The organism is Pokkaliibacter plantistimulans (assembly GCF_003194385.1).
Classification (GTDB): Bacteria; Pseudomonadota; Gammaproteobacteria; order Pseudomonadales; family Balneatricaceae; genus Pokkaliibacter; species Pokkaliibacter plantistimulans.
Genome location: NZ_LAPT01000025.1, coordinates 1 through 24222, shown reverse-complemented (window position 1 = coordinate 24222; position 24222 = coordinate 1). Strand labels below are relative to the sequence as shown.

The following is a 24222-nucleotide window of genomic DNA, read 5'->3' as shown; positions in this document are numbered from 1 at the left end:
AATCACAGAATACGGATACCCCTTCTTTTTGCTCTGGGGTTTACAACAGCAGCTTGAAATTTGTGTCGATTCCATAGGCTTGTTCTATCTGGCATTGCCCGAATGATCGTAACAGGGCAATCATCGCATCCTGCTCAAGGTGCTGAATACTCATAAGCAGGCGGCTTCTTTCTGCCTCAGACAAACCAATTCCATGCTGCATTAACGCCTGTTCTGTGAGATCTAGCCATTGTTTGGCTAGATCTTTCTTTGCTCTGTGCTGGCTTAAACTTACAATATTATTCATCGCTTGAATAAGGTCAGTCGCACATGCCCTATACCTCACTTGTGAGGATTAAACTTGTTTAACCGCAACAAGTGAGGCACCAAGCGTAGCGCGGTAGGCTTTAAATGCTCATATATGCGAAAACAGGGATTACCTCTTGGGTTTTTCTTCCTGTCATGACTAAGAAACGGTCCCATACACCATAGGGCACACTTTCTTTACCACTTTTATATGCTCTGATACGTCGAGAGTCAGATAAGCGCAACAACTTTGCCAAAGAATCATCAGATGAGTATTCCGGAAACGCACTTTGAAAAGCTGCAAAGTAGGCTCTAACAATGTCACAGTGGGGTGGTTGGTATTCGTCAAAGCCTGACAAATGATTTCGCCCATATTGCTGAATAGCAGGCCAGTCTGCAGGCGGTTGAATAACAGGTGCGTTCTGACAACTCCGCAGCTTACTGATCGCTTCTTCAGTTTGTTGGGAGATTACAAAACGCTGCTGCTCAACCAGACTTGGAATATCAATTGAAATGGACATTCATGTCTCCAGAGGTAGATGGGCTATTGCCCATCTACATTTTCAATGTTGCATCTGAAGGCGAATTGATCGCACTTCACGCAACCTAATGTTAACAAGAGAGAGCGTTCCAGTTGCCAAAGCCCTCCAATGGCCTTGGCTATGGATATGCATAAAGCAATAGTACAGATAGGTGGGAAGTAATATGTCAGTCCTGAAGACCGACACACCTATGTGCTCAGGGTTGAACTCCTTCGTCACACTGCCGACCGAATCCATAGTCCCTCTACGGACGATGTAAAAGTCAGCGTTTTCTAGACCAACTTCTACAGTTGCAACATCACTTAAAAACATCCCGATACCAAGGGGCATCAACTAGCCCCCTCGGTACGAGTGGCTTTCTGTGTGCCACCCTTATCCGCAATACAATTCTATCAAGCCCAGTCTTCGTACGTCAGACCTGCAACACGGCTAAACTCCCTAACATTGTGTGTAACCAAGGTACAGCCAGTGACTATTGCATGAGCAGCTATTGCAGCATCGTTAGAACCGATGGGAGTCCCTTCAGACGCAAGTTGCACACGTACTTTCAGCGCCATATCGACCGCTGAGGCATCCCAAGGCAACACACCATTAAGGCGCTTTACGAACTGATCAATTGCAGTACCCAGCTTTGCTGGAGCTTTTTTACCAATCTGCCCATAACGCATTTCTGAGTACGTGATTGCAGAAATAACAACTCTGTCATTCTGAGAAAGCGCGTCTAAATGCTGCAGCACTTCAACTGGGTGCTGTTTCATGATGTATGAGCAGATGCATGTGTCGAGCATGTAGGTTGTAGGCATCCCCTAAAAACGTCCTTCTTCAATGACCGGCGGACGGTCTTCAAGAAAATCATTCTGCGCTTTCACGCAGTCCTGAAGTGATGTCCATGTGGGCCGGGCAGGTCTGAGGGTAATTGTTTCCCCCTCTTTAACTATCTCCAGCTCACTAACATTAAATTCCATGTCTTTCGGTAGCCTGATTGCCTGATTGCTGCCGTTCTTGAAAATGGAAACAGTGCGCATGATCTATGCCTCCAAGTTTACATTGCATATGTAATAGCATATGCAACAACAAGAACATATGTCAACCCATATGTCAACCAATCAGCATCAGGGGTGCCATTTAAGGTTAGCTAAAAAATAGTGGTCAAATAGAGTTGCGCATTATATTTTTGTCCATACCATAGGAAGAGGACATTTAGGGTATACCCAAATTAACCAAAAAGAAGTTTCAAAATGAATGCCCGAATTTACTTACGTGTTAGTACTAAGGGACAAGACCTTGAACGTCAGGAAAGCATTATCCAAGATGCGATTAGTCAGGGTTACTATGTGGCAGGGGTATATCGCGAAACTGCATCAGGAGCCCGTGCAGATCGACCTGAGTTACTTCGGCTTTTAAATGATCTGCAGTTTGGGGATGTTGTCATTGCAGAAAAGATGGACAGGATTAGTCGGCTACCACTTACTGAAGCAGAAAAGCTAATCGAATCAATAAAAAGCAAAGGTGCTGTTCTCTCAATTCCAGGCGTAGTTGACCTTTCAGACATCACAGCCAGCACAGACGGTATAGCCAAGATAGTTCTAGAATCAATACAGCAGCTTATGTTGAAGCTCTCTCTTCAGATGGCACGCGATGACTATGAAGATAGAAGGAAGCGTCAAAGGCAAGGCATACAGAAAGCTAAAGAGAATGGTAAGTATAAAGGAAGAACAGCAGACCATAAGACGCACGAACTAATAATTAAATTGCGCCCTAATCATACTATCGAAGAAACAGCACGGCTTGTTGGATGCAGTAAGAGTCAGGTGAAGTTAATTTGGTCAAAGTACCAAAAGTTAGTTAGTTAGTTAGTTACATTAGATATTTAACTACAATATGTAAAAAATACTTCATACACCTACTAGCACCCATGTATTTAACCGTCATCGTAAACGCTCTTTTAAAGCTGCCTAGACGTTTGTAGTTTCGATAGAAGTTCACTGCGAACTCAAATAAAAAGAAGATAAATTTAATGATTGAGTACGCATTCAAAGCAAACATAATGAACGGTTTGGCTGAAATGAGTATAGTAACAAGAGTTGCGATCATAGTAATCTCCGAATAATTTAATAGTTCCCCCTGCCACTTCTATGGATATAGAAGAGCATATAGTTAGATGGGATCAAGGTTTGAATAGACTTAAAGACGAACTAACTATTAGTATTACATTTACAGTTTATTAGTTAGTTACGATCTGGTGGAGCATCGTTCAGACACTAAGTAAAATTAGCATTTACATTTTCAAATTGCTTATTTAAGACAATAGAAGCCTACTCACCTTAATTTAGATTAAGGTGAGATTTGACAAGCAACTTAGATTAGGAAGTTATGATTTGATACTTTGCTAGAATGACTTAGTATCATGATAAGATACGATGCTATCTTAGTTATAAACCACATAACCCATCATTAGATAATGATATATTATGCGTCTATATCTATATTATACCATTAATCTTATGATATGCGCAATAGAAGACGACGATTTAATTGAAAATTTTATTTGATCAGATTTAAAAAGAGCACCTAGACACTTTAGGTGCTCTTCCATCTAAACATTAATGCTAGCAAAACATATGCAGGAAAAACCGCATCATACTTTAATAATTATCCCATAATACCAGTGTCAAAATTTCTTCATGAGACACTTTAGAAAGTACATCATCGCGAATGTTAACATTATAAGGAAGAAACGGATTGTACTTATCCATTTTCTTTGGAAGGTGCGGAAGTATATCAGCAGCTTTACCTTTATATATATCGGGAAAACCGCTGTTTAGAGAGTAAGTTTCAATAAACCCCTCTTTTATCCCTATCATACTTAAATGTTTGTCGTTTAAACCGTTTTCAGTCCATGACGCTATCAATTTATGAGCACGTGTATCCATTGTTTTTTGGTAGTCTTCTGGGGCCATTGAAAATAAGGTCACATCCCATCCCATATCCACATTCCTTTTTTCATTTCTATTTAAAATCTACCGCGCTACGCTTGGTGCCTCACCTGCTCCGGTTAAACAAGTTTAATCCTCACAGGCGAGGTATATCGTCCCTCACTGAGTTTTCGCATGCGAAATTAATTATGGGGAGAAATAGTAAGTCTCTCCAAATTGAAGGCCATTCTGATACACCTCTGCATAATAGCCGCTTCTCGTACACCCCTGCGGGTTTGAGTAGTCATCTTTGTTTCGTCGAGTACACGTAGTCCCTTTCACCCAATGCTCTGGAATGACGTTGTATCCCGCGCACTCCGTACTACCATTGCGTCCCCCCCGATCAACCCACTTTGAGCATATCTGCTGGGCAGGCACATAGGCAGCCCGTCCACTGCGTGAGTCCATCCCAGCGGAGTCATCACTACATGAACCGAAGCTGGGCAACGGCGGTTTGAAGTCTTTAATACGTGCAATCATCGCTGCATGAGCAGCGGCACAGCCCTGTGGAAAGCCACCGGGCAGGCATAGCCAGATAGCGCACTCATCCTGACTTTCAGCTCTAGCTCCCAGTGACAGTGTAAGCAAAAAGAAAAACGCAAGTAATCGCTTCATTATCGGTCCCTCTTCAAGTGTTACCTGATGTCTAAACGTCATGGCCATGCATGCTTTGCAAAGCCGATAAATTTCGCATGCGAAATTCAACCATGCCTGACTCCCCTAAACTCTTTCAGCATTGCAGAACAACTGTTCACACTGTAGTATTCGGGCTGTCGGACGTACGAGGCTATACCCGACTGCAACCTCGTGAAATTAACCTAATTAGGAAACTCTCCATGCAATATGCATCTGAGCCTAAGTTCGTCGCCTACAGCAACCTGTATGATTTCAAAATCATTTCAGAAGTAGCGGAATCATCATTTTTTGAAGCAAGTATTTTTCTTGCTTTAATGAATGAAACAACACCAATAGGCGAGAAATGGATAAAGGTACAAGACTCTTACAGTGAAACTATTAGCGCCTGTTTTCAGGTTGAATCAGAAAAAACAGTTTTGTTTATTCTGGTGGCTAACGGTATCACCGCGCGATTGTATCGATATTCAGCAGAGAACATCAGTCTGCGTAATGTGAAATCGATTCTCGATTCACATGCTAGAACAGACTTCTACTTCGCAAAGTCGAAGTAGAAATAGATAACAAGAGATAGCTTAGGCTATCTCTTTTTTTTCCAGCCTCACTACTGCCTGTTTAAATCCGATACGGCCAATGTCTCTTATAGCAGCATCAATGCTGGAGTACTCCTTCTTTGTTGCTTTGCGATAGTGCCTTAAATACGCTTCGTCACCATTAATCATGGTGACTATCACAAACCATACGTCACCGTTGGTAACTATATAGGCTCCGTTGATCGCCCCTGTTTCGTATAGCGTCGCCATGACTGACAGGGGTATCAAATCTTGCATATTATCCACCTAGAATGCTGGTTACATAGTCCTGAGTTTCCGCATAAGGCGGAATGCCGTTGTATTTGTCAACAGCGCCGGGACCAGCATTATACGCAGCCAGAGCTAGATCAACAGCCCTGTACTTTTTGATCAGCTGCGACAGATACGACACGCCGGTGTCAATGTTCTGTGCAGGATCGAACGGGTTTATGTTGTATGTCTGACTCACAGAGTCCATCAGCTGCATTAACCCCTTAGCTCCTTTGGGACTGATCGCGTCAGCGTTAAAGTTGCTTTCCTTCTTAATCACCCTGAACACTAGCACGGGGTCAACCCCGTACTTTAAGGCTGCGGCGTCGATTAAGTGCTTGTACTCGCTGTCAGAGTAGTCGGCAGAGCTGATCGGTATCCCCGCTTGAACACTCTGGTAGCCAGTCGCGGCGACCTCTTGGGTTTTGTTATAGCTCTTGAACGCATTTCGCAGGCTCTCTATTTCACTCTCTGACCACTGCTTATGATGATCATCACCAAAGCTCAGTGAATGGGCTTCCGGTGCCAGGGTCTGTTGACCACTATGCGTGGTCACTGCCTTCTCTGGAAAAAGGAATGCATACAGCTCTTCAGCATCGGTCCCAGTAGCCCACGATGGGCTACTGGAGAGCAACAGACTAATTAATAAAGTTCGGAATTTCATAATCTGCTTTCTTAGGCTCATTATCCATGCTGACAGGACGTGTTAAATCACGGTATACAACTTTTCTTTTATTTAGTTGGGTGTACTGATCAATACTATGGATATTAGATGCGCATCCAGATAGCAGACCGATAGAAATGGCAAGAATCAATATTTTATTCATGTTGGCTCTTTCGATACGCTAATCAATTTATGGTTCTGATCTACAACAATCCAGTTATTAGTGCCAATCAATATTTGTATTGCATCAATAATTGGCATTGTCCGCGCTATCTTCGCGATAGGCGGAATCGGTTTTCCAAGAATAGCAATAGCGTCGTCAGGAGCAGGATAACTTACTACAAGACGATAACCGCTGGCTCCCAAAACAAACGAAACAGCATCAGCCACAGTTTTAACATCATCGGGATACACTGTCCTAACATACAGTGACAAAGGATCAATGCGTGTCGGCTGATATGACTTAATATCAGCAACGACGGCATTATCATTCACTGTCTGAACTTGAGGAGTATCTATTGTGCTTACTTTGACCGGAGTTTCTGCAGACGCATATCCCGATGCGATTACCAGTCCGGCCACTAGCATTTTATTGATAATAGGATTCATAGGTATCTTTCCACGGCTTTACATATAGTGTGTCTTCTAATACGACTCGGAAAGACTGGCCGGGCCGGATTGTTACTGTCGGAACAATGTTTAGATATTTCTGGACCAGTGGGCTGACTTGAGCACGAACCCCGCTCCCTACATCACCAGCGTAACTGGCTTCTCCAGTGCCAGTGCTTGAGTAGCTTGAGCTATCAGCAACGAGGGCATACGCTGCAACACCCAAGAATTGCGCAAGGAAGTGATACTCCACTTGGTCCTTTAACGCCCCTACCCCTTCCCTATCTACTGCGGCCGCTTTACCGAAGTCGATCACGTCGTTATTCGGCAATACGGCATCTTTCACAATAAACGCCATGCGGTTGTTGATGGCCTCATTGACGCCAGCTGCTTTCAACCCGGATATGTTGACCTTGGTTCCCTTCGGAATAACAACAAACTGATGGGTGTAGTCATAGACATCATGACTCACCAGTGATGTCAGCGGCCCGCCTGTGTAGTCTGAGATTGACTTCCACATCAATGTGGTAGGAATAACCGTACCGGGTGGTAGTTTGATTTTCCCTTCAATATCTGCGTTATAGCTATTTTCAGCTGTATAGCCTGCTACATTCGCCGGGGGGGGGCTGAACCCCTGTGATAATGTCTTTAGCTCTTCACTTGTTTGCTGTATATCTGGCGGCATCCCATTCATGGTACGTACCGCTGACATAACATCACTGGGGGCTACAGATCCGGAGAGCAGCCGTTCTCGCAGTGCCTGTGCCTCTCTGATCCTCTTTGATACAGCGGTCCTCCGTTCATCTTCACTTGCTCCCGTTAGTGGTCTACCGAGTTGCTGAACTTGGGACTGAAGATTGTTCAGACCTGGCCCTGATGGTCCTGCGGCTTTTGCTGTACTCTGCTGATTTCCAAACGACAGCCCCCATTCGCTTTGAGCTGACTGTAAGGCTCTCATGCGCTCTTGTGCCTGCCATTGATCCTGAACCTTTTCAGCTGGCGATGGCTCAGCTTTAGCTTGTGGCTGGATACCGTTTCGCTGGGCCCACTGCTTGTTATATTCAGCTAATGTCTGCGAATCGGCACCAGACGGCGGGTTATAACCTATTTGCTGTGGTGTCGAGCTGGCCGGACCAGAGGTTTCTTGAGCAACATTGTTACGCTGTACTAAGCGGCGCTCAGTGATCAGCTGATCGAAGTCCTTATCAAACCCCTTACTTGTGTTTGAGTTCTGCGGAGCCGGTGTAGCCGCCGCTGGTTCAACTACTTTTTGATTTGCACGGGTTGCGATATCTGCAACTGTCCAGATAAAAAGGATGACGGTGACCAACCCCACTGTCACGAACAGCCAGATCTGCACCTTCTTTTTATGAGTAGATGGTTTTTCATCTACTCTGTTGCCGGCTTCTTCCATCAGTATTCACCCTTACTTTCGGCGTCCTGCCGTTTTACAGTGATTTTTGCTTCATCCATTCGCAGAGTGAAATCAGGGTAGATACCGGCTATCACGTACATGCCATTGGCATCACTGTAGTCGGTTGGAACGATGGCGTTTTTCCCGCCGACCGTGGTTTCCACTGACAGTAGTCCACGGTTAGGGTTATACAGACGGATATAGGTAAAGCGGCCATCGTCATACACATCTGAAATCAGCCCCTTTGCTTCAAAGCCGCTGCCTTTGCTCCATGTATAGCGGGTGTAAATGTGATAGCGGAAGCGATTAAGCGCCTCCATGATTGCTTTCTTCTTCTCGTCTTCAGCTGACTGCTGCATGGCAATCATCTTCTGTCGCAGATCCGCATTCAGCTCATTTTGAGCAGCGATCCCCCCAGCCATCGACATCCGATTAGCTGCCATCTGGCCTCTGAGTTGATCAGTGAACATCTGACCGTCTAACGTGACGTTCACGCAGACATCGTTCATCTTGTAGTTACTGACTCGCGTTGCGGCGATATCGAAACTGAATCCATCTTTCGTGAAAGCACGGACGATGGCACGGCCACCTTCAGCTTGGGTCGAGTTGGGCTTTAACAACACTTCTGTTGCGGCGCCCTCCACGTCCCACAGGTTTGTACTTTTTACCGGATTGCCTATCAGCTCAGTTGGAAACGAAATCCGCGTTCCCAAACCAAGCATGCTAGAGACCTCAATGATCTGGCCAGCTTTCCAGTGTATGGTTCTGCACTCGGCAGCATATGTATTGATTGATGCAGCGGCGATTAACACGCTTAGAACACTTTTCTTCACAGTAGATACCCAATCCAATTATTTTTGGTCGCTATTAGTTTCTGAAACTATGTCGTAATCAACGATTTCAATACCAGCTGGGTTAATTCTTAACCAATCAGGGGCTTTTTCTTTCAGCTCGTCTTTAGATAAGAATCGCCATTTAGCTCTTAAAACAAGTTGCTCGGTTCCATCCGGCAATGGAATTCCCTGAGCATTTTCATTTATCCGCGTAAAGTAGATATTTGATTTAATGATCCTTCCATCACCACTTTCAAAGCTGCTTGGAATAGAGTCATAGTGGTCACTATATCGCCACTTAATTTCAACCCTCGGTGTAGTATTTATTTTAGACGATATATCTGTGACTCTTTCTACCGCACCAAATCCCCCCTTTGCTTCGGGGGTGATAAAGCGCTGGTATTCTGCTTCAGACATAAAGACAGCAGCCTCTGAATAGTCCCGTTTAATTGTTTCGGGAAGAACTCCATAGCGGCCTACAATGAATTTCTCAAACGCAGCATCAACGGTAGTTGTAAAATACAACTGCCGATCCTGTGGTTCAAACGTACCCACTTGGCTAGTTCCATCGGGATACATCTTTATATAAAGCAGCTCAGTTCTTTTACCTACCTGATCAATTTTCATAGTAGTCCATATCACTGACGTAACTAGTCCTACTGCCAGAAATATGGACATCCACCACCATCGGTTTCTATCCGATTTTATTGAAGCGGTGGCATATGCTTTTGGTAATACTTCAGCTAATTGCCGCAATTCATCATCTGATAGCACTTCACTTTCACCTTTATTAAACTTTTAATAGAAGTTTTCTTATTGCAAGCGCGGCGCCATTCTTCGCAACGCTATTTAGTCCACCTGATACCGACCCAAACCCCTGAGCCAGGGTAGATGAAAAACTGAACGCAGATATAAGGAGCACAATGCACAATGCAAAATAAATAATTAGATCAACAATTGTGTGTAGATCATCTGCTGTTAAAGAAAGTGCTTTCATAGGCTGGTTGATGGCCTGTTCAACTGTCAACCCACCGCCTATCATCCCTACAGCAACCATAGCGCTCTGCATTACGACAATGACAACAACCAATACTGCCTTCTGCATAAAGACAAGCACAATGAAGCCAAGAAAGAATCTAAACCAACTATCAAAATAATTTCTTGTTCCCTCAAGAAGCAAGAAAGGAACAAATACCAATCCTATTATTTTAGCTAGGGCGTATCCCAGTTCTCCCCAAACCGAAACAACATAAACCAGCCCTTCCAAAAGCATAATAAAGAACGAAAAAATCAACGACATTACAACAATTGTTATTCCGTCTGACAAATCAATATCATCTAGTGTAATACTGCTTAGAGTGGCTTTAAGCCAGTTGACTACCTTAAATCCATCCTCACTTCCAGTCAGCCCCGTAGATAATGCATCACCTAAACCATCACCTAAATTAAATATAGCCTGAGTCACTGTATCGTAATTTTCTTTTATCAATACAGTCGCAAAAAAATAAATAAGAAACTCTATTCCTTTTTGCCAGTCATACCCTGTGGAAGACATCGTCCACTTGGTGATTTCAATAAATAGACCTAGTATTGCAAACGTGGCAAATGCAGCTTCTACCCATATATTGTAATCACCTTTACCACTCATCACGTTCGTAACAAACGTCTTCAGATTGCCTTCAAATACCCCTCTAAACCCATTGGACAAGTCACCCTCTGCTGCTGTCGCATATGCTGCATATATCAAAGGTGATAGTAAAAAAAGGGCGGGTAGCCACTTTTGAAACTTGACCCTTTTAATTTTTTCAATTAATCCATAGTTATTAACTGAAGGTGTAACTTTATACTTACTTCTTAGTTGTCTTATTTCCGCTTGAAGCCGAAACTGCCTGCGGTGGCTTATTACAAGCATGACAAGGGCAAGAGTAAGTGCGATTGCAATCGCAGAACTCATTAAAATTCTCCAATGATTAATACGGCCCTTTAGCTACAACATTAAAGGGCCGGATATAGGCTAAATTTCGCAGTAAACTTCACCACCAAATTTTTTCAAAAGTCGGCCTTGCGCTGACTTCTCTGAGCACGGGTAATACCATGGTGTAGCGTACTTCTCTGCAAAGTTATTAAAGTATTTATTACTGATGTACTCAGCTTCTCTTTGCAGTGCCATTTTTTCCGATCCAGATGAAACGGAAGGCATTATCTCAGCTATTTCTTCCCTTATTTTACGAAGGGTATCAATTGCAGTGTTTTTATTTAAATGATTATAGTTATTTTTAATGTATTCATTACTTCCACGTCTTGCTTCTACTTTATCAGCGCCTCTATTTACTTTCTCGTAGCACTTCATTCTATCTCCGACAGTATCAAAGCTTTGTTTATTACACTTGGCCATGCCTGCCTTTAAATAATCATCGCGCGGCGTCGCAGATACGGACATCGCAGAAAAAGCTAAAAGAATGACAATGTATTTCATTAGAAATCCACCAATGGGTCAGTATTCTCAACATAGTTAGATACTGCCTCTTGAGCATCTAACATCCGCTGAATGTTCACTTGCCGTTGTTTTGCTGCTTTTTCATTAGCCATATTTGCAAGCTGATTACTATATTGGAGCTGTGCACCTTGTGAAGCATTTATACTATTTAAGGAAGATAGAATAGATAGATTCTGCTGTGCCATTAACTGCATTGTCTTTAGCTGATCTTCACTACCTAAACTATTTGCAATATTTGTCAAATCAAGGATATTACCTGATTGAGAATTTACGAATGACCCAATACTATTAACTGCCTCCTGTTGGCTTGTTGCCACATTTACGCGAGTCATGATTTGCTGATCAATATTGCTACCTTCATTTGCTGCAGTGCCTGCATAATTTACATTGGCACCAGAGGTAATCAGTCCTGTATATCGATCATATATTGCCCCCACCTGATTCGATGCTATTTCCCAGTATGCATCATCAGGATTTGGAATTGGGCTTGGAGAAGTGCTCATAATAGCGATGCTATTATTTAATACAGATTCTAACTCTTCCAAGCTGAACTTATCCGTTAATCCCTCCATCTGCTTTAGCATGTGCTGATATTCAAGTAGTGTTTGCTCATACTGATTTACTAACTGCAGAAGCTGGGACTGATCCAATACAGTCTGTGATAACATTTCTTGGTAGTCCTGCAACTGCTGAGTATATGCCAGTAGTTGTTGAGCTATCGCCACCGCGTCAACTGTGGGGATGCCAGATGCATTGGCTTTATTAGCACCTAACAGGAAAAGCGCCGCCAAGATAACGGATCTGTTTATTTTCATATAGCACTCCCTTGAATTTATTTAAAAACGTCCTGATTAGACTGAGCTATTCTATTAACTCAGCATTTCGTTTTCCCTGAATATCTTTTTCATTGCATCATCTATTGCAAAATCAATATCGTCGTACTCACTTAGAGACTGCTGAACAATAGCTGCCTCATGGGGCCGACTGGTTGCAATCACGTACTCTTCTTTAGAGGCTATGACGTTTACGGTTTTTGCTATTCCAGCTTCACGCTGGATAATAAAAACCTGTTTGCGGGGTGTTAGTGCCTCTATTGCATCTAACTCGCCTTCTGACAATTTGAAAGCAGACTTGTATTTATCCCGGTTCATGCCGGGATCTGCACAAAATATCCATGTTGATGCAGATGTTCTTAGCGTTTCCCACTCTGGGATCGCCTCATAATGTTCAGGGTTCTGTGTCCAGAATCCCATTCCGCCGTTGTGTTTAAACCATGTCCTCGCCTTCTTCACGGCCATTTCTACAGAGCCTGGAATTGAGAAAAAATATTGCGCTTCATCAATTTCCATAAACTTGGGAACAGTACGATTTCGTGGATCTTCAAATACTCGACTGATACGGAAGAAGATCTCATTCACAACCAGTTTGGCCACGCTTGCGTTGTCTTTGACAGCGGATAAGTTGTATGCAGTAAATGGCTTTTTCAGGTCGCCGATACCGTCCACATCATTGTCAAAGATTGCCCCTAACATACCTCGTCTATGCCAACGCTGAAGTTTGGCTTTTAAACCATCGTTACAATGGTTATACAGTTGAGAAAATGACCATAAGCTTCGATCCATTTCCGACATCATGTCGAAAAGAGCTTTATCAAGGCTATGCTGATCATCGCTTGACAGGTACCGCAGCTCTTCGGAGTCGTTAGACTCAACCATGAGTCTGATCTGGCTCAGGAAGTGCAACTTAAACCCCTGATCGTTTGCATCCACTGCTGAAACAAATGGGTTAAAGCCTGCCGACTCTCTGAATTGCTCTAAGCGGAAGATGCCTCCCTGCTCCTTAAAGTATCTGGCCAATGGTTCACTGCCACTATCGATGTCTACCGCGTGGTATAGCGGTGTTCCATTGCTGTCAAACTTAAGGAAATGCCCAGAAACGATATTTTTGAAGAATGTTTTCCCTGACCTTGTTGGTCCAATTCCCAGAACCAAACATTTTTCCCCAATGAAGGGGGTGTAGTGGAATAGGGTGCCATCCTCGCTTTCTAAGATGTAGATGGCCTCTTCGTTATTGACGCCCCATGATCTGATGCCATCGGCACTTTTAAAGATAAGGCTTGCAGCAGCAGCTTGTGATGTATTCACCTCAAGCATGCGAATAGACTTTTTGTTGTTTCCCGGAAAAACGTTTGGAAACTCTTTCATGAGTCCCGCGCTTTCCCACACAAATCTAAACCCACTCTGTGAGAGTGATGTATGCAACAGGCTACAGGTGTTTTTCAGCTTGTCGGGATCTGTGTCAAACACGACCACATGGCTAGTTAAAACGCCATATCGATCTGGACTATTAGCTATTTCATCCAGTTCGGCCATGCGTCGCTTAACAGATTCAGAACCCGTCACTCTGAGTGTGTCTTCAGAGTTATCTGTTTCACCACTCAATACGTTTGACAACTTCATCTGAGAGCGCCACAGATCGGACTCTTTACTATGTAGCATTGCGGCCTTTCTCAGATTGCTAAACTGAGAAAATCGCGTGGTGATAAAGTAACTTCCATGTTGGAGAGTAACTTTCTTGTCACCCTTGGCCCACATGCCATCAAAAAAGGATGCCTCTCCGTAGCGCGTTATTGAGGCCATTCTGACGTATACAGGTCTGGCCCCATCAATCTTTAAGCAATCCAGTCCGTTTACGTTTACGGGCTGAATGTCTCCGTCCAGCAGCATACTTTCCCAGCCGTACTCTGGAACATCTTCAAGTTGACCAGTAACGAGGTATTCAGGATTTGCATTCACTACAGCGCGACACAAGCCCCACAACTCGCCTTTGCTCATGACATGATTCTGTCGGGATATGAACTCGATGCGGGAACCCATCTCTTTCAGGGACTGGTCCAACAGTTCCTTCTGCTTCATTAACTCTTCAATTTCTACTAGCCACGCTCTCATATTTGCAAACTTAGCTTTCAAGCGGGCGCGGGCATCGACATCAAACGGCGCAGAGAATAGCGTTGTAATAAATTCCAGCCCCCACACTTTATTGAGGTTGCTGGTTTGTGGAATCTCTACCATCCAGTACAGAGCAACATCACTGAGTGTTCTGCTGTTTAGAAAACGCTCTCGGCGGTTGCTGAGCAGCTGTGATCGTTTATCTGTACGACGCTTTAGTGACACTTGGGCGCCTTCAAAGTGCCAGTAATAGCTACTGATGACCACGCCAGGTTCTAACGCCTGAAAAATATTCCTAATCAATATCGTGATCTTTTGAAAGTCGGCAGAGCCAATCCCTTTAGGATCGACCCCCGAAAGGGTCAGTCCTCCGATCAGGCTGCCTGCGTGTGTGAGAACGCGGTTCTCCCAAACGCAGGCAGGTAGGATTGAATCCGCTAGGGATTGTCCCGCCATTTAGTATGCCTTCAACCAGCTGAACACCATTGTGATGTTAAAAATCAAAATGCCACCAGTAACCACGCGCAATAGCCACCCCATCACTACGGAGCTTTGCTTGGGCGCTGCCACCCATAGAGCGACGCAGCAAACCGCGCTAATGAACACAACAAAAGCTGCCCCCGGTCCGCCAATGAAATTGACGAACTCCTGCATGAAGGAAACCACCTTCTGCAGCGGACTTTTGTCGCTAGTCGTTCCGATGTCTACGGTGTTGTTAGCTGCAGCGAATGTCTGACTTGCATACATGCTGATGGCAAATGCGAGAACGCGATTGAAAGCATTATTAATGCGTTTCATTAACGTGATTTCCTTGTGTGAATGTCACTAACGATGATCTGTGCCCCTACCCATCGAGCAAGGACAATTTTTTTCCTGCGGCGCAGCGTTGTGCTATAGCGCCGCGGACTAATCAGGCTACCCAGCGAGACTAGGTAGCCATAAGGGTCGTCTTGGTGAACTTGGTACAAAGGTATGAAAACGAGAGCTAGGAACAGCGCAAACGTTATACCCCCCATGTACGCACCAAGAAATTTCAGTAACAGATACCCAGAGAAAAGACTGACTATCATGCTGATAGCAAGAATGCTTTTAGGTATCCCGAGTGCTCCACTCTTAAGATCAAATATTTGCCTGTTGAGTAGTGCGGGATTGGTGCTTTGTTCCATTTGAACATCAACCATCATAACTTTACTGAACATTACACATTCTAAAGACTATTTACCTGCATATCAACAACAAAAGTGCGCAATTTTCAAAATTGCACACCACAAAACCACCAAAGCACATTTTCTGGATTAACATGGATTTGTTTGGAAATATTTTATTACTTTACAATATATTGTATTGCACAATACAAAAACGATTAAGATTGAATAAGGTTCACTTAATTCAATTTGTGATAATTAGAGGGGGGAGATTTATAAAAGAGTATTTGTGGCCATTATGACAAATTAAAAATTGCTGGTTCTCTTATTTTTCATTTCAATTTTCTATGAATATCTGTACATCAACTTATTAACATCCTTCCAGCTGCGTGGGCAGCTAGCCAAGCAAGAAGCATCGCAGCATCAGATGATGTCCAAAGCGACTCTTCGAGGTACTGGACATAATCAGCAGCGTAGAACGTCTTCGAGACTCCACAAAACTCTAATAGATAACCGCCGTCACATGGCGTGACGGCATAGAAAGAAGTCCTTTTCACCTAATCCTCATCATGTAAGCCTGATTACGTAACCAGTCTACATATCAACTACATGCCGCCCTTTTAATTTGTCAAAGTAGAAAACTCTCTTAACAACCTCATTCTCTACAGTACAAATATCTGTGACCTTACGACCATGAATGGGATGCCGCTCACAGTGCACCAGTAGCTGTACGCCAGATGTGACTTGATGCCGGGCCAATTCATAGCTGACCATACCGGCACTGGCCAGCATGTACTGAATGCGCCGCAATGTGTCTTCAGGACCGTTACTATGAATACTGGTAGCACCACCAGAGTGACCGGTATTAGACATCTGCAGAAATGCGTCAGCTGCTGCTGCGTCCCGGATCTCTCCGACCCAGACCCTGTCTGGCCGCTCTCTCAGTACCATCTTTATCAGGGATGCCAGCGAGATATTCTCACCAGAATTACTCAGCCGCTTAGGGGCTTCATGGGCGATTGAACATGGGATAATTTCATCCAGCTTCAGTTCCAGGGTATCTTCAGCAGTAATAACCCGTTCCTTCTTATCGATGTATTCTGCGCATGCTCTTAACAGTGTTGTTTTACCACTAGAGGTTCCCCCAGATACTATAAGTGTGTCTCGGGCCTCTATCCGTTCCTTTAAGAATGCGCACATTTCATCTGTCAGTGCACCATAGCTCACCAGATCCGGCAGCGACAGATTTTTATCAGTCTTACATCGAATGGTCATTGTAGCGCCTGCTGGCGACACTGAAGGATGTGAGCAGCACAAACGAGCACCGTTGGGAAAGCGTGCGTCCAATATCGGATTATCACTATCAAATTTCTGACGTAACGCATTTGCAATTTGAGTAATCAACTGCTGCAAGCTGGACTCACTCTTGAATGCAGAGTCAACATTGATTAATTGGCCAGACCGTTCGACGTATACACGATCATAGCGATTAACCATTATTTCACTGACCGTTTCATCCGTGAGAAGATGCGCTATTGGTTTCAAGTAGTGAAGTAGCGTACTCCAGCGGTCATGCTCATCTTTGGAAATCGTACCAATTGGCGTTTCAAGTAAGCTCACGCAATATCTCCCCTGTCCGTAGATTAATCCGATCCGCTGTCTGGTGCTTTCCGTACCACCCCAGTGCAAAATCCCTAAATGGGTACTCCCCGGCTTGCACTCTCTGCCACTCTCCTTTTGCCAGAGCAGCCAAAGCGTATGCCTGCTTTCTTACTTCGGCAAAGACAGGAACGCGCTGTAGCGAGTTCATAGACTGTTCCATACCTAACATATCGTTGTGCCTGATGTACGTCGTCAGACGTTCATGCCATGCCTCATACGTGTCCTTTTGCATTCGCCACGTCCACGAAGCTGGACTATTCTTTTTAGGCATCTTAGCGATTTCATAACCCGTCAGAGATAGCCGCTTTTGGGAAACGTGATTAAGACTCTCCAGCTGGTGAATGAGACCTTCACCCGGCGTTGCTAGCAGTACCCAGCTCACAACATCTGTATCAGCGGCTAGCGTTAGCAGACGGGTATTGGCAACTCCGTTTCTCTTTGCAAGCCAGCGTTGCTTTTTTGACGCATCGATTGCGTAACGGTCAATGAATTTAAAGACCAGTGCTTCGGCCTTTTTTCTTGGTACTTCTCCCTGTACGTAATGAACGTTGCCACGACTGACCGCACGTAACAGAGCCCTCATGAAATCCGTTTTATATCTGTATGCAAGGAACTCTTCATCCATTATTCAACCTCTTCCATTTGCTTTTCGCATGACATGCATAACAGCTTGAGTTCAGGTTTCCCCCATACACTAACCATGCATATAGGGCATTGATATTTGAGTCTGTTGCTCTTAGACCCTCCTTCTACAATCTGACCGTCACTATCAACGTCAAGGTTCCATTCGTTGAGGATATCCTCTATATCTTCACCAGCATCCAGTTGTGCCTGAAGTGAGTCTATGTCAGGGCATCGATCAGCCCAGCTGATGGTGAACTGCGATGTCAGCAATTCGGAGAGGACTTTTGAAAACAGTCCTCCCTCTATCACATAGTCGGACATTAGATCCCCAGTTTCAGCTCCACCGGGTTCACCCGTGCTCGATGGCATCAACCCTATCGACTTCATCTTCTGCGACCATTCTTTATTATGGTAGCGCCCCCTCCCCGGCTTACCATGGTGTTGTTGCCACTGGTGCACCATTTCATGAACCAGTGTCTGCATTACCTCAGTAACACCGCCTCGCAGAAAATAGGCCGGGTTTATAGCAATCTCGTCGAGCTGCTTGTAGCCATCTGTTGATTGAAACTGTGATCCAGAAAAATATCCTGCGGTGCCCTTTTTCCTCTGCAGGGTAAGGATGCAATCGGGAAGTGCTCCATCAAACAGACGCCTATTGAAGATTGAGTAAGCGTGATAAAGCTCGTCGTACAGAGGAAAGCTGCTAGTGCGTTTAATCACAAACCATTCCCATTCCTTAATTCATAAGCGGCAAAATTATATCAGCCAGAATTGTAATGCACATTACAATTCTGGCTGATATTACCCGTACCTGAAGACTGGTACTGGATGACAGGTAAAACCTTAATAATTGTATTGCACATTACAATACAGGGAAACTGAATTGTAATGTGCAATACAATTAAATTTCTTTAAAGAAAGATCGAGGATCTTTCTTTTATTTTCTTTCAGGAAACTATGCCATATAAGAAATTATGCGGGACGGAAACTATGGTAAAAGAGATTCCTGTTTTGCAGGGCGCTAAAGCCCTGATATACTTAGCTTTCCATCAAGGAAGGCTAAGTATGGGAGCACTAATAGCGCTGCTAGTGGCAATAGCGATTTGCATCACCGGCTCGGTGATGGTAATCGCAATGCCACGTACAGCATTAACGTATGCGTCAGGCAGTGCCAATGTGATACTGCTGGAAGGCTACTCACTATTAGCTATTGCGATAGCTCTGATCATCGCAGGTGGAATCATTGGCGCAGTGTCAGCCCACAAGGCGGCATTAAGACGCCGTGAAAGCCTCCCCTTTCAATCACCCTCAGACATTGAAGAACGTTTCCGCGATATGACTAGGCGACTCTCTGAGGAGCTAAGTAAGGAGCGGGAGAAAGTACGTCAAAAGACTGAAGCACTTAACCTGGCTGAACGTCAATTTCATGCTTCTCTGATCAATCAGTCACAGGAATTTGAAATAGGGCTTTCAGATAAACAGCAAGAGTATGCAGCTCTGCTGGACGAAAAAAATAAGATTGAAGAACGACTTAATAACGCTATTGCTCGACTGAACAGGATGAAAAAGAAAGAAGACAGCAGTAGTGATTAGAATCTGTGCGCTGGCATATCGCCCGAAACTATGCCCGTCCTCTGGACGTTAAAAACAGTACCGTCTGCCCAAAACGGAATCAGTGCCCCACTGCCCAAAGGGGGGCATAGAACAAGCCCATTTCATGAGGGCTAATTTATACCTTCTGGCCTTGCCAGAATTGCATAGAAGAAAGCGACGGCCACCAACCGTCGTGAGCTACTGGCCTACCAAGCCAGTAGCAGCAACCGCTGAAGCCGCATGCCCGTAATTGGGCTGGTGCGGCTACGCTGGGCGCTCAGGGGTGTAATCCCCCTGTTCGACCCAATCTGCCGGGATTATCCGGGATTGGGCGACACGGAAACGGGAGCATTGGTGACAATGTAAACCCTGATATTAGTGAAGTGGTGAAAATCCACAGTAGGGGGTGCTGGAGACGGTACAACCTATTCCTGACAGGTGGGCTGCTGAGAGTGTCGTGAGGCACTAGGGGCGCAAGGAGAAATCTGGCGCGCTCGGTACTGTGTGGGGCAACCTGCGCAGATCGCTGTATAGCTCAAGCCTGTAATTGCATCAGCAGATGATGCATTCGGGTAAGTGTCAAAAAGCCGTGACTTTGCGGGTCTGGCTATGTATGTCGATACAAACAAATGAGTAAGGGAGATGCTTTGGAATCTCGGTCCCCTGAAAGCGCGAAAGCGTAAGGCGTAGCCTAGTTTGTTTTGTGGAGTACAGCGGCGTTTTGGCAAGACATTAATATCTAACGTGGGAAGCAGTTTTGATGTATTTGGGTGGTACCAGATACGCTAAGTTAAAACTGTGGGAGACTGGTTGAGTAGGCGCGAAAGATTGATGGTGATATAGCCGAATCCATCAAACGAGTCTGAGAAAAATAGGCTGGTAACCTGTTTCAGACATGAGCCGAAAGACCAGAGCGGTTGCATTTTTTTTGGGGGTGGTTCCCCATGCAATAAAGCTTCCTCCGTCTATGGCATAGCCGGTGGGTATAAATTAACACTTATTAATGAGGTATGTTCTATGTAAGCAAAAAACCCACCGAGCGCTGTTGCGCTCGGTGGGTTCCTAAAGAGTTTCCTATTAGGAAACTTGCTTATGTAGAGTAGTTTCCTATTAGGAAACTGAGGAAATTAGTTCTTTTCTGTTTCTGTGAAACTGTAGACAAAAAACGTGTATTTTATCCATGCACGCTTTCAGTGCCTTTAAAGCATCGCTGCTCATTTTTCTGGCACTTTTTTTACTAACCAATCCGTGCTTGCTCAGCATGTGGATTTTGATTTGCAGTCTATCCTGCAAGACAAACAGATTTAAAAATAGTGATGTTAAATGTGACGACATGCCTTTAGAAATGGTTAGAGTGTACGTTTCAGTAATACCATCCTGAACATCAACATTAGCCAAGTATGAGAACTCATCTTGATTTTCAAGTTCCAGGCTTTGTTCTGCTATTCGTGCTTTACACTCCTCTAACATAGCGATTATGTGAGGTTTCACTGAGAGCGCCAATTCGTGAGAAAGCCTGTGATCATCAGCCTTATTTGTGCAAAATGCATCAATCGAAAAAAGCGGAACAATAACACCCTCCCCTTTCAATGGGGAAGTAGCACCATTCGATAGCCATAGATTTGCAACAACGCTTGAATGCACTTTAGCACTTGCTCCAACTCCCTTTGCATCGTTCTTATTCCTGCTCACTCGAACCTCCCTGAGCATCATCACCAGATCCCTTGCTACTTGATAGGTCGTTAACATATGCCTGTAGTTTGGCTTTTGCACTCTCAGGCTCTTGACCTTCTATGTCTATATCTAACTCCATACAAATCAGTGCTAGAGCCTCTTCTGTGAAGCTAACTGAATATTTTTTCTTTATGTCAGGATTAGGTTCTTTCTTTGCTTTCGGTTTAACTTTAGCGAGAGCAACAGAAAAATTTTCATTTTTCGACACTCGCTTGATCAGCTTCTGCAGAGCATCTGGCTTTAATCCTTTGACCTCATAGACTGCATCGACGTTATTGATTATTCCAGACTTAACTAGCTCTTGGGCCTCTTCTGGCAATTTAAACACGGCAGCAATTTTACTCAGCCTTGATTTCGAGTTAATGCCGTGAGCCACCATCACCTGATCAGTTGATAAGCCAAACTCTTCTTGGTCGCGCTGAATTGATCTGGCCTGTTGCCAGAGGCTTAAATCTTTCCTGAGCGCATTATCTGTTACATGGTCAAGACGGCGCTCTAGCGTATGCCCTGTCCGAATAATACAAGGCACTGTTTCTTCTTCGGCTAGAGTTGCACCTCTCCAGCGAGTTTCACCAGCAATGATTTTATACAGTCCCTCTTCATTCTCCGCTTCTACCTCAATAGGTCTACGTACTCCATAGCGGCGCACCGACCCATCCGGGTTTTGTACTTCAATTTTGATGCTTTCGGCAATCGCTTTAACATGCTCTTGATAGTGAGCACTATGGGTGTCATCCCTATCTTGATTAGGATCAGGAAATAGCTTGTCTGTAGCCAGGTATACAACTTCAATTCCGTTTTCAATTTGCATTCTATTTATCCTGCTGCGTGCTAGACATAATTTTTGACAGTGCATCTGCTACTAAATCGCGTTCCTCAGATGACAACTCCCGCGCCTTTTTATCATACCGTTTTTTGTTGCCAGCTTCTTTATTCTTGACACCCTTTCCCGCCTCCTGAGCTGCTTCAGGCTCTGGCTGGAACTCTACCTGATCATCCTCAACCCCCAATTCAAAACGACGTTCAGGCATCCCTTGACGCTCTTTAATGGGAACCCAACACGTATATAGCAGAGTCGCCAGTTCATTAGGTCTAATCAGTGCGGCAATTCGTGGTGGAAGCGACTTAAGCTGATTTTCAGTGATTAGCGCTTCTTCCTGCTGTCCCACTGATCGCTCTCCTTCCCATTCCTCTGCTCCAGCATGGTTAACGATAACCTTCTCCATTCTGGTCACTGTCTTCTGAATAGTGCCCGTCAGTGAACTGATGTTTTCTGCCGTGTCATTATCATTTGCACGATAACTAACAGTTATCTGAGTATTAGTTTCTATACTGGATTTAATCGACTTCGCATTAGCACTCTTGTCAGGCAAATTTTCCAGATCCAGTACAGACTGATATGCCAGCCCCATCGACATTCTTTTTGATAGCAAGGTTGCTAAGGCGTCCGCTAGTGATTCCGATGTGACAAAACGAACTTCATCTATGAAGAACAGGGTATGTCGGGGAAGTGGCTTCTTCAGTACGGTTTGAATGACCTCTTCTAGTAGCGCCATCGACAGCTTTCGTACTACTGTGTCCTTCATTGCTGAGCGTATGTAAACAACTGATCCGCGGTCCAGTTCATTCTTAATGTTTAAGTATGCGTCGTTATTACCTCTAACGTTGGGAATCTGCATGAACTCGCTAAGGTTCGATGAAATACTGCCAATGTTATCGAATATGAAATCCTTCCTGTCTTGTGGCAGATCGGCCTGCCCTTTCTCAATAATTCTCTCCAATGCTTTCAGCGTCCCATCCCACACCGGCATGATGTAATCAAGGCACTGACGTTCGTTTCGCTTATAGAAATCTGCTGTTGTACCTGTATCGGCTAAGCTGAATGCCTTTACAACACGCTCTCTTCTATCTCTCTCTGTTCCATGAACAAACGGAGCATAGCTACCGGGACCAACACCATTCAGATCGAGAATCGTCATTTCTTCTCTACCTGCGGCAAGGCAAGACTCCCGCATGATGTCGTAAATAAAGTCGTCCGGCTTAATATCCATAAACCACACGCCCCACCCCTTCCTGATTGCCTGATCCAGAATAACACCCAGTCCGACACCTTTACCGACCTGGCTAGGGCCAATGAACTTAATGTGGTTCTTTGTAAATACGTCGTCATCGACGTAGATCGGATTATTACCCCCATCCAATCCCAGAAATATTACGCCTGCTTTATAGTATGACTGTGGGGTGAAATCCTTGGGCTTCAGCGAGTCTAGATCAACACGTATATCTGACAATGCATCACCAGCCTGTTTAATACGGAACTTCCTCTTCCACGCGCTGAATGCGGGTACGATCCAGCGTCTGATAAAGAGGCGAATAAAAAGAGGCAGTATTGCCACGAAAATGGCAGATGGCCACATCTCAAGCAATGGGGTATATATCGCGGTCCATAACAATCTAATGTAGTCATTCGCGAAGTTTACATCGCGTGTTTCTATCCATGCGTATGTAAAGAGTGCTAGAAATGAAATAGGTGCCACTACTGTTAGTAGAATCAACGAGGCTCTGTTTAAAAACAGCCTTACGTGAGCAAAGCCCGTTGTATCTGTCTTATGGTTTGACACCACATTTGCAGTAACCAGCATTTGCAACCAGATGCCAATAGACAGCGCCAGTGCAAAGGCAATATAGGGATCTGAATACAGTATTACCTTTTTTAGAAATTCCATTCGTTAATTTTCCCTAGTCTTATCCACGCCTTTTTACGAAGTTCATCAGTCTGTACGCTTTTTAATAGATATAGGCAGTCACTTTCCGACCAGATTTCCTTCGCAATAACTTTCATTAATCTCTCTTTTCTATACTTTTCAGTTCGCTCTGCTCCCGTCATTGGGGCACTAAACTTAGGTGGTCTGGGCATTCTATTGTCCTCCAGTATCACTCATACAATTATGTCACAGTGACGAAATAAGATGAATGTTTCGTCACGGTGACGAAACCCGCATCGAGCACGGGCAGAATTTCGCATGCGAAATAATGGCGGGTCAGTGCGCCGGGCTGGAGCACGGCCACCGGTTTCCGGGCCGGAAATTTCGCATGCGAAAGGGTAGGTGGTCGCCGCGGCGGCCATGGTCAGGGTCTGGATCTCGGCGTCCAGTGGGGGCGTTTTGTCACGGTGACGAAACCCGCATCGAGCACGGGCAGAATTTCGCATGCGAAAGGGTA

At 44.6% G+C, this 24222-nt stretch carries 26 protein-coding genes; 3 read left to right on the top strand and 23 right to left on the bottom strand.

What is annotated here, in order from left to right; all coding sequences use genetic code 11:
* Positions 1-40 precede the first annotated feature (40 nt).
* The 4 genes from WH50_RS06535 to vapB all read right to left on the bottom strand — a co-directional run bounded on the left by WH50_RS06535 (position 41) and on the right by vapB (position 1852).
* Entirely contained in the window at positions 41-286 is a 246-nt protein-coding gene (locus WH50_RS06535) for a hypothetical protein (RefSeq protein WP_110186607.1), read from the bottom strand.
* 100 nt (positions 287-386) lie between these two features.
* Positions 387-806: a hypothetical protein gene (locus tag WH50_RS26065; RefSeq protein WP_133251264.1), complete on the bottom strand. Its 420-nt coding sequence runs from the start codon at positions 804-806 to the stop codon at positions 387-389.
* 413 nt (positions 807-1219) lie between these two features.
* Positions 1220-1630: a type II toxin-antitoxin system VapC family toxin gene (locus WH50_RS06525; RefSeq protein WP_243410017.1), complete on the bottom strand. Its 411-nt coding sequence runs from the start codon at positions 1628-1630 to the stop codon at positions 1220-1222.
* 3 nt (positions 1631-1633) lie between these two features.
* Complete coding sequence (gene vapB, locus WH50_RS06520) at positions 1634-1852, bottom strand: type II toxin-antitoxin system VapB family antitoxin (RefSeq protein ID WP_110186606.1); 219 nt, start codon at positions 1850-1852, stop codon at positions 1634-1636.
* A gap of 213 nt (positions 1853-2065) precedes the next feature.
* On the opposite strand from vapB, the gene WH50_RS06515 reads away from it, so the two are divergent.
* Positions 2066-2680, top strand: a complete 615-nt coding sequence (locus tag WH50_RS06515; protein WP_110186605.1) for a recombinase family protein — start codon at positions 2066-2068, stop codon at positions 2678-2680.
* Positions 2681-3472: 792 nt separating this feature from the next.
* On the opposite strand, the gene WH50_RS06505 is transcribed toward WH50_RS06515, so the two are convergent.
* A complete protein-coding gene (locus tag WH50_RS06505; RefSeq protein WP_110186603.1) occupies positions 3473-3814 on the bottom strand; it encodes a hypothetical protein in 342 nt (113 codons plus the stop codon).
* Positions 3815-4638: 824 nt separating this feature from the next.
* Here WH50_RS06505 and WH50_RS06500 point away from each other — a divergent pair.
* The gene (locus WH50_RS06500; protein WP_110186602.1) at positions 4639-4989 is read left to right on the top strand and encodes a hypothetical protein; all 351 of its coding nucleotides are present in this window, start codon (positions 4639-4641) and stop codon (positions 4987-4989) included.
* A gap of 21 nt (positions 4990-5010) precedes the next feature.
* Here WH50_RS06500 and WH50_RS06495 read toward each other — a convergent pair whose 3' ends face one another.
* From WH50_RS06495 to WH50_RS06425, 15 genes are all read right to left on the bottom strand, one after another.
* A complete protein-coding gene (locus tag WH50_RS06495) occupies positions 5011-5265 on the bottom strand; it encodes a hypothetical protein (protein WP_110186601.1) in 255 nt (84 codons plus the stop codon).
* Position 5266: 1 nt separating this feature from the next.
* Entirely contained in the window at positions 5267-5941 is a 675-nt protein-coding gene (locus tag WH50_RS06490) for a lytic transglycosylase domain-containing protein (protein ID WP_110186609.1), read from the bottom strand.
* Positions 5916-6104, bottom strand: a complete 189-nt coding sequence (locus WH50_RS26060) for a hypothetical protein (RefSeq protein ID WP_133251263.1) — start codon at positions 6102-6104, stop codon at positions 5916-5918. Before WH50_RS26060 ends, WH50_RS06490 begins: the two co-directional genes overlap by 26 nt.
* Positions 6101-6550, bottom strand: coding sequence for a hypothetical protein (locus WH50_RS06485; protein WP_207780209.1), 450 nt, complete (start codon positions 6548-6550; stop codon positions 6101-6103). The genes WH50_RS26060 and WH50_RS06485 overlap by 4 nt, the downstream gene beginning before the upstream one ends.
* Positions 6531-7964 carry a TraB/TrbI/VirB10 family type IV secretion system protein gene (locus tag WH50_RS06480; protein WP_110186600.1) on the bottom strand — a complete coding sequence of 478 codons (1434 nt, stop codon included), beginning with the start codon at positions 7962-7964 and terminating at the stop codon, positions 6531-6533. Before WH50_RS06480 ends, WH50_RS06485 begins: the two co-directional genes overlap by 20 nt.
* The gene (locus WH50_RS06475) at positions 7964-8797 is read right to left on the bottom strand and encodes a TrbG/VirB9 family P-type conjugative transfer protein (protein ID WP_207780208.1); all 834 of its coding nucleotides are present in this window, start codon (positions 8795-8797) and stop codon (positions 7964-7966) included. The genes WH50_RS06480 and WH50_RS06475 overlap by 1 nt, the downstream gene beginning before the upstream one ends.
* An 18-nt stretch (positions 8798-8815) precedes the next feature.
* Positions 8816-9571: a VirB8 family type IV secretion system protein gene (locus WH50_RS06470; protein ID WP_133251262.1), complete on the bottom strand. Its 756-nt coding sequence runs from the start codon at positions 9569-9571 to the stop codon at positions 8816-8818.
* 16 nt (positions 9572-9587) lie between these two features.
* Positions 9588-10751 (bottom strand): type IV secretion system protein, encoded by a 1164-nt coding sequence (locus WH50_RS06465; protein WP_110186597.1) that lies wholly within the window; start codon positions 10749-10751, stop codon positions 9588-9590.
* Between the two features lie 60 nt (positions 10752-10811).
* Positions 10812-11273 carry a hypothetical protein gene (locus tag WH50_RS06460; RefSeq protein ID WP_110186596.1) on the bottom strand — a complete coding sequence of 154 codons (462 nt, stop codon included), beginning with the start codon at positions 11271-11273 and terminating at the stop codon, positions 10812-10814.
* On the bottom strand, positions 11273-12109 hold the full coding sequence (locus WH50_RS06455) for a hypothetical protein (protein WP_110186595.1): 837 nt from the start codon (positions 12107-12109) through the stop codon (positions 11273-11275). Before WH50_RS06455 ends, WH50_RS06460 begins: the two co-directional genes overlap by 1 nt.
* A gap of 54 nt (positions 12110-12163) precedes the next feature.
* Positions 12164-14698, bottom strand: a complete 2535-nt coding sequence (locus WH50_RS06450; protein ID WP_110186594.1) for a VirB4 family type IV secretion system protein — start codon at positions 14696-14698, stop codon at positions 12164-12166.
* Positions 14699-15040 carry a hypothetical protein gene (locus WH50_RS06445; RefSeq protein ID WP_110186593.1) on the bottom strand — a complete coding sequence of 114 codons (342 nt, stop codon included), beginning with the start codon at positions 15038-15040 and terminating at the stop codon, positions 14699-14701.
* Positions 15041-15981: 941 nt separating this feature from the next.
* Entirely contained in the window at positions 15982-17007 is a 1026-nt protein-coding gene (locus WH50_RS06435) for a TadA family conjugal transfer-associated ATPase (RefSeq protein WP_110186591.1), read from the bottom strand.
* Positions 16994-17674, bottom strand: coding sequence for a hypothetical protein (locus WH50_RS06430; protein WP_110186590.1), 681 nt, complete (start codon positions 17672-17674; stop codon positions 16994-16996). The genes WH50_RS06435 and WH50_RS06430 overlap by 14 nt, the downstream gene beginning before the upstream one ends.
* Positions 17674-18393 carry a SprT-like domain-containing protein gene (locus WH50_RS06425; RefSeq protein ID WP_110186589.1) on the bottom strand — a complete coding sequence of 240 codons (720 nt, stop codon included), beginning with the start codon at positions 18391-18393 and terminating at the stop codon, positions 17674-17676. The genes WH50_RS06430 and WH50_RS06425 overlap by 1 nt, the downstream gene beginning before the upstream one ends.
* Before the next feature lie 270 nt (positions 18394-18663).
* On the opposite strand from WH50_RS06425, the gene WH50_RS06420 reads away from it, so the two are divergent.
* Complete coding sequence (locus WH50_RS06420; RefSeq protein WP_133251261.1) at positions 18664-19266, top strand: hypothetical protein; 603 nt, start codon at positions 18664-18666, stop codon at positions 19264-19266.
* Positions 19267-20376: 1110 nt separating this feature from the next.
* Here the strand turns inward: WH50_RS06420 and WH50_RS06415 are convergent.
* Genes WH50_RS06415 through WH50_RS06405 form a run of 3 tightly spaced genes read right to left on the bottom strand, consistent with a single transcriptional unit; the run spans position 20377 to position 23726 of the window.
* Positions 20377-20958, bottom strand: a complete 582-nt coding sequence (locus WH50_RS06415; RefSeq protein WP_110186587.1) for a hypothetical protein — start codon at positions 20956-20958, stop codon at positions 20377-20379.
* On the bottom strand, positions 20945-21811 hold the full coding sequence (locus tag WH50_RS06410) for a ParB/RepB/Spo0J family partition protein (protein ID WP_165838334.1): 867 nt from the start codon (positions 21809-21811) through the stop codon (positions 20945-20947). Before WH50_RS06410 ends, WH50_RS06415 begins: the two co-directional genes overlap by 14 nt.
* Before the next feature lies 1 nt (position 21812).
* Complete coding sequence (locus WH50_RS06405; RefSeq protein ID WP_110186585.1) at positions 21813-23726, bottom strand: type IV secretory system conjugative DNA transfer family protein; 1914 nt, start codon at positions 23724-23726, stop codon at positions 21813-21815.
* Positions 23727-24222 lie beyond the last annotated feature (496 nt).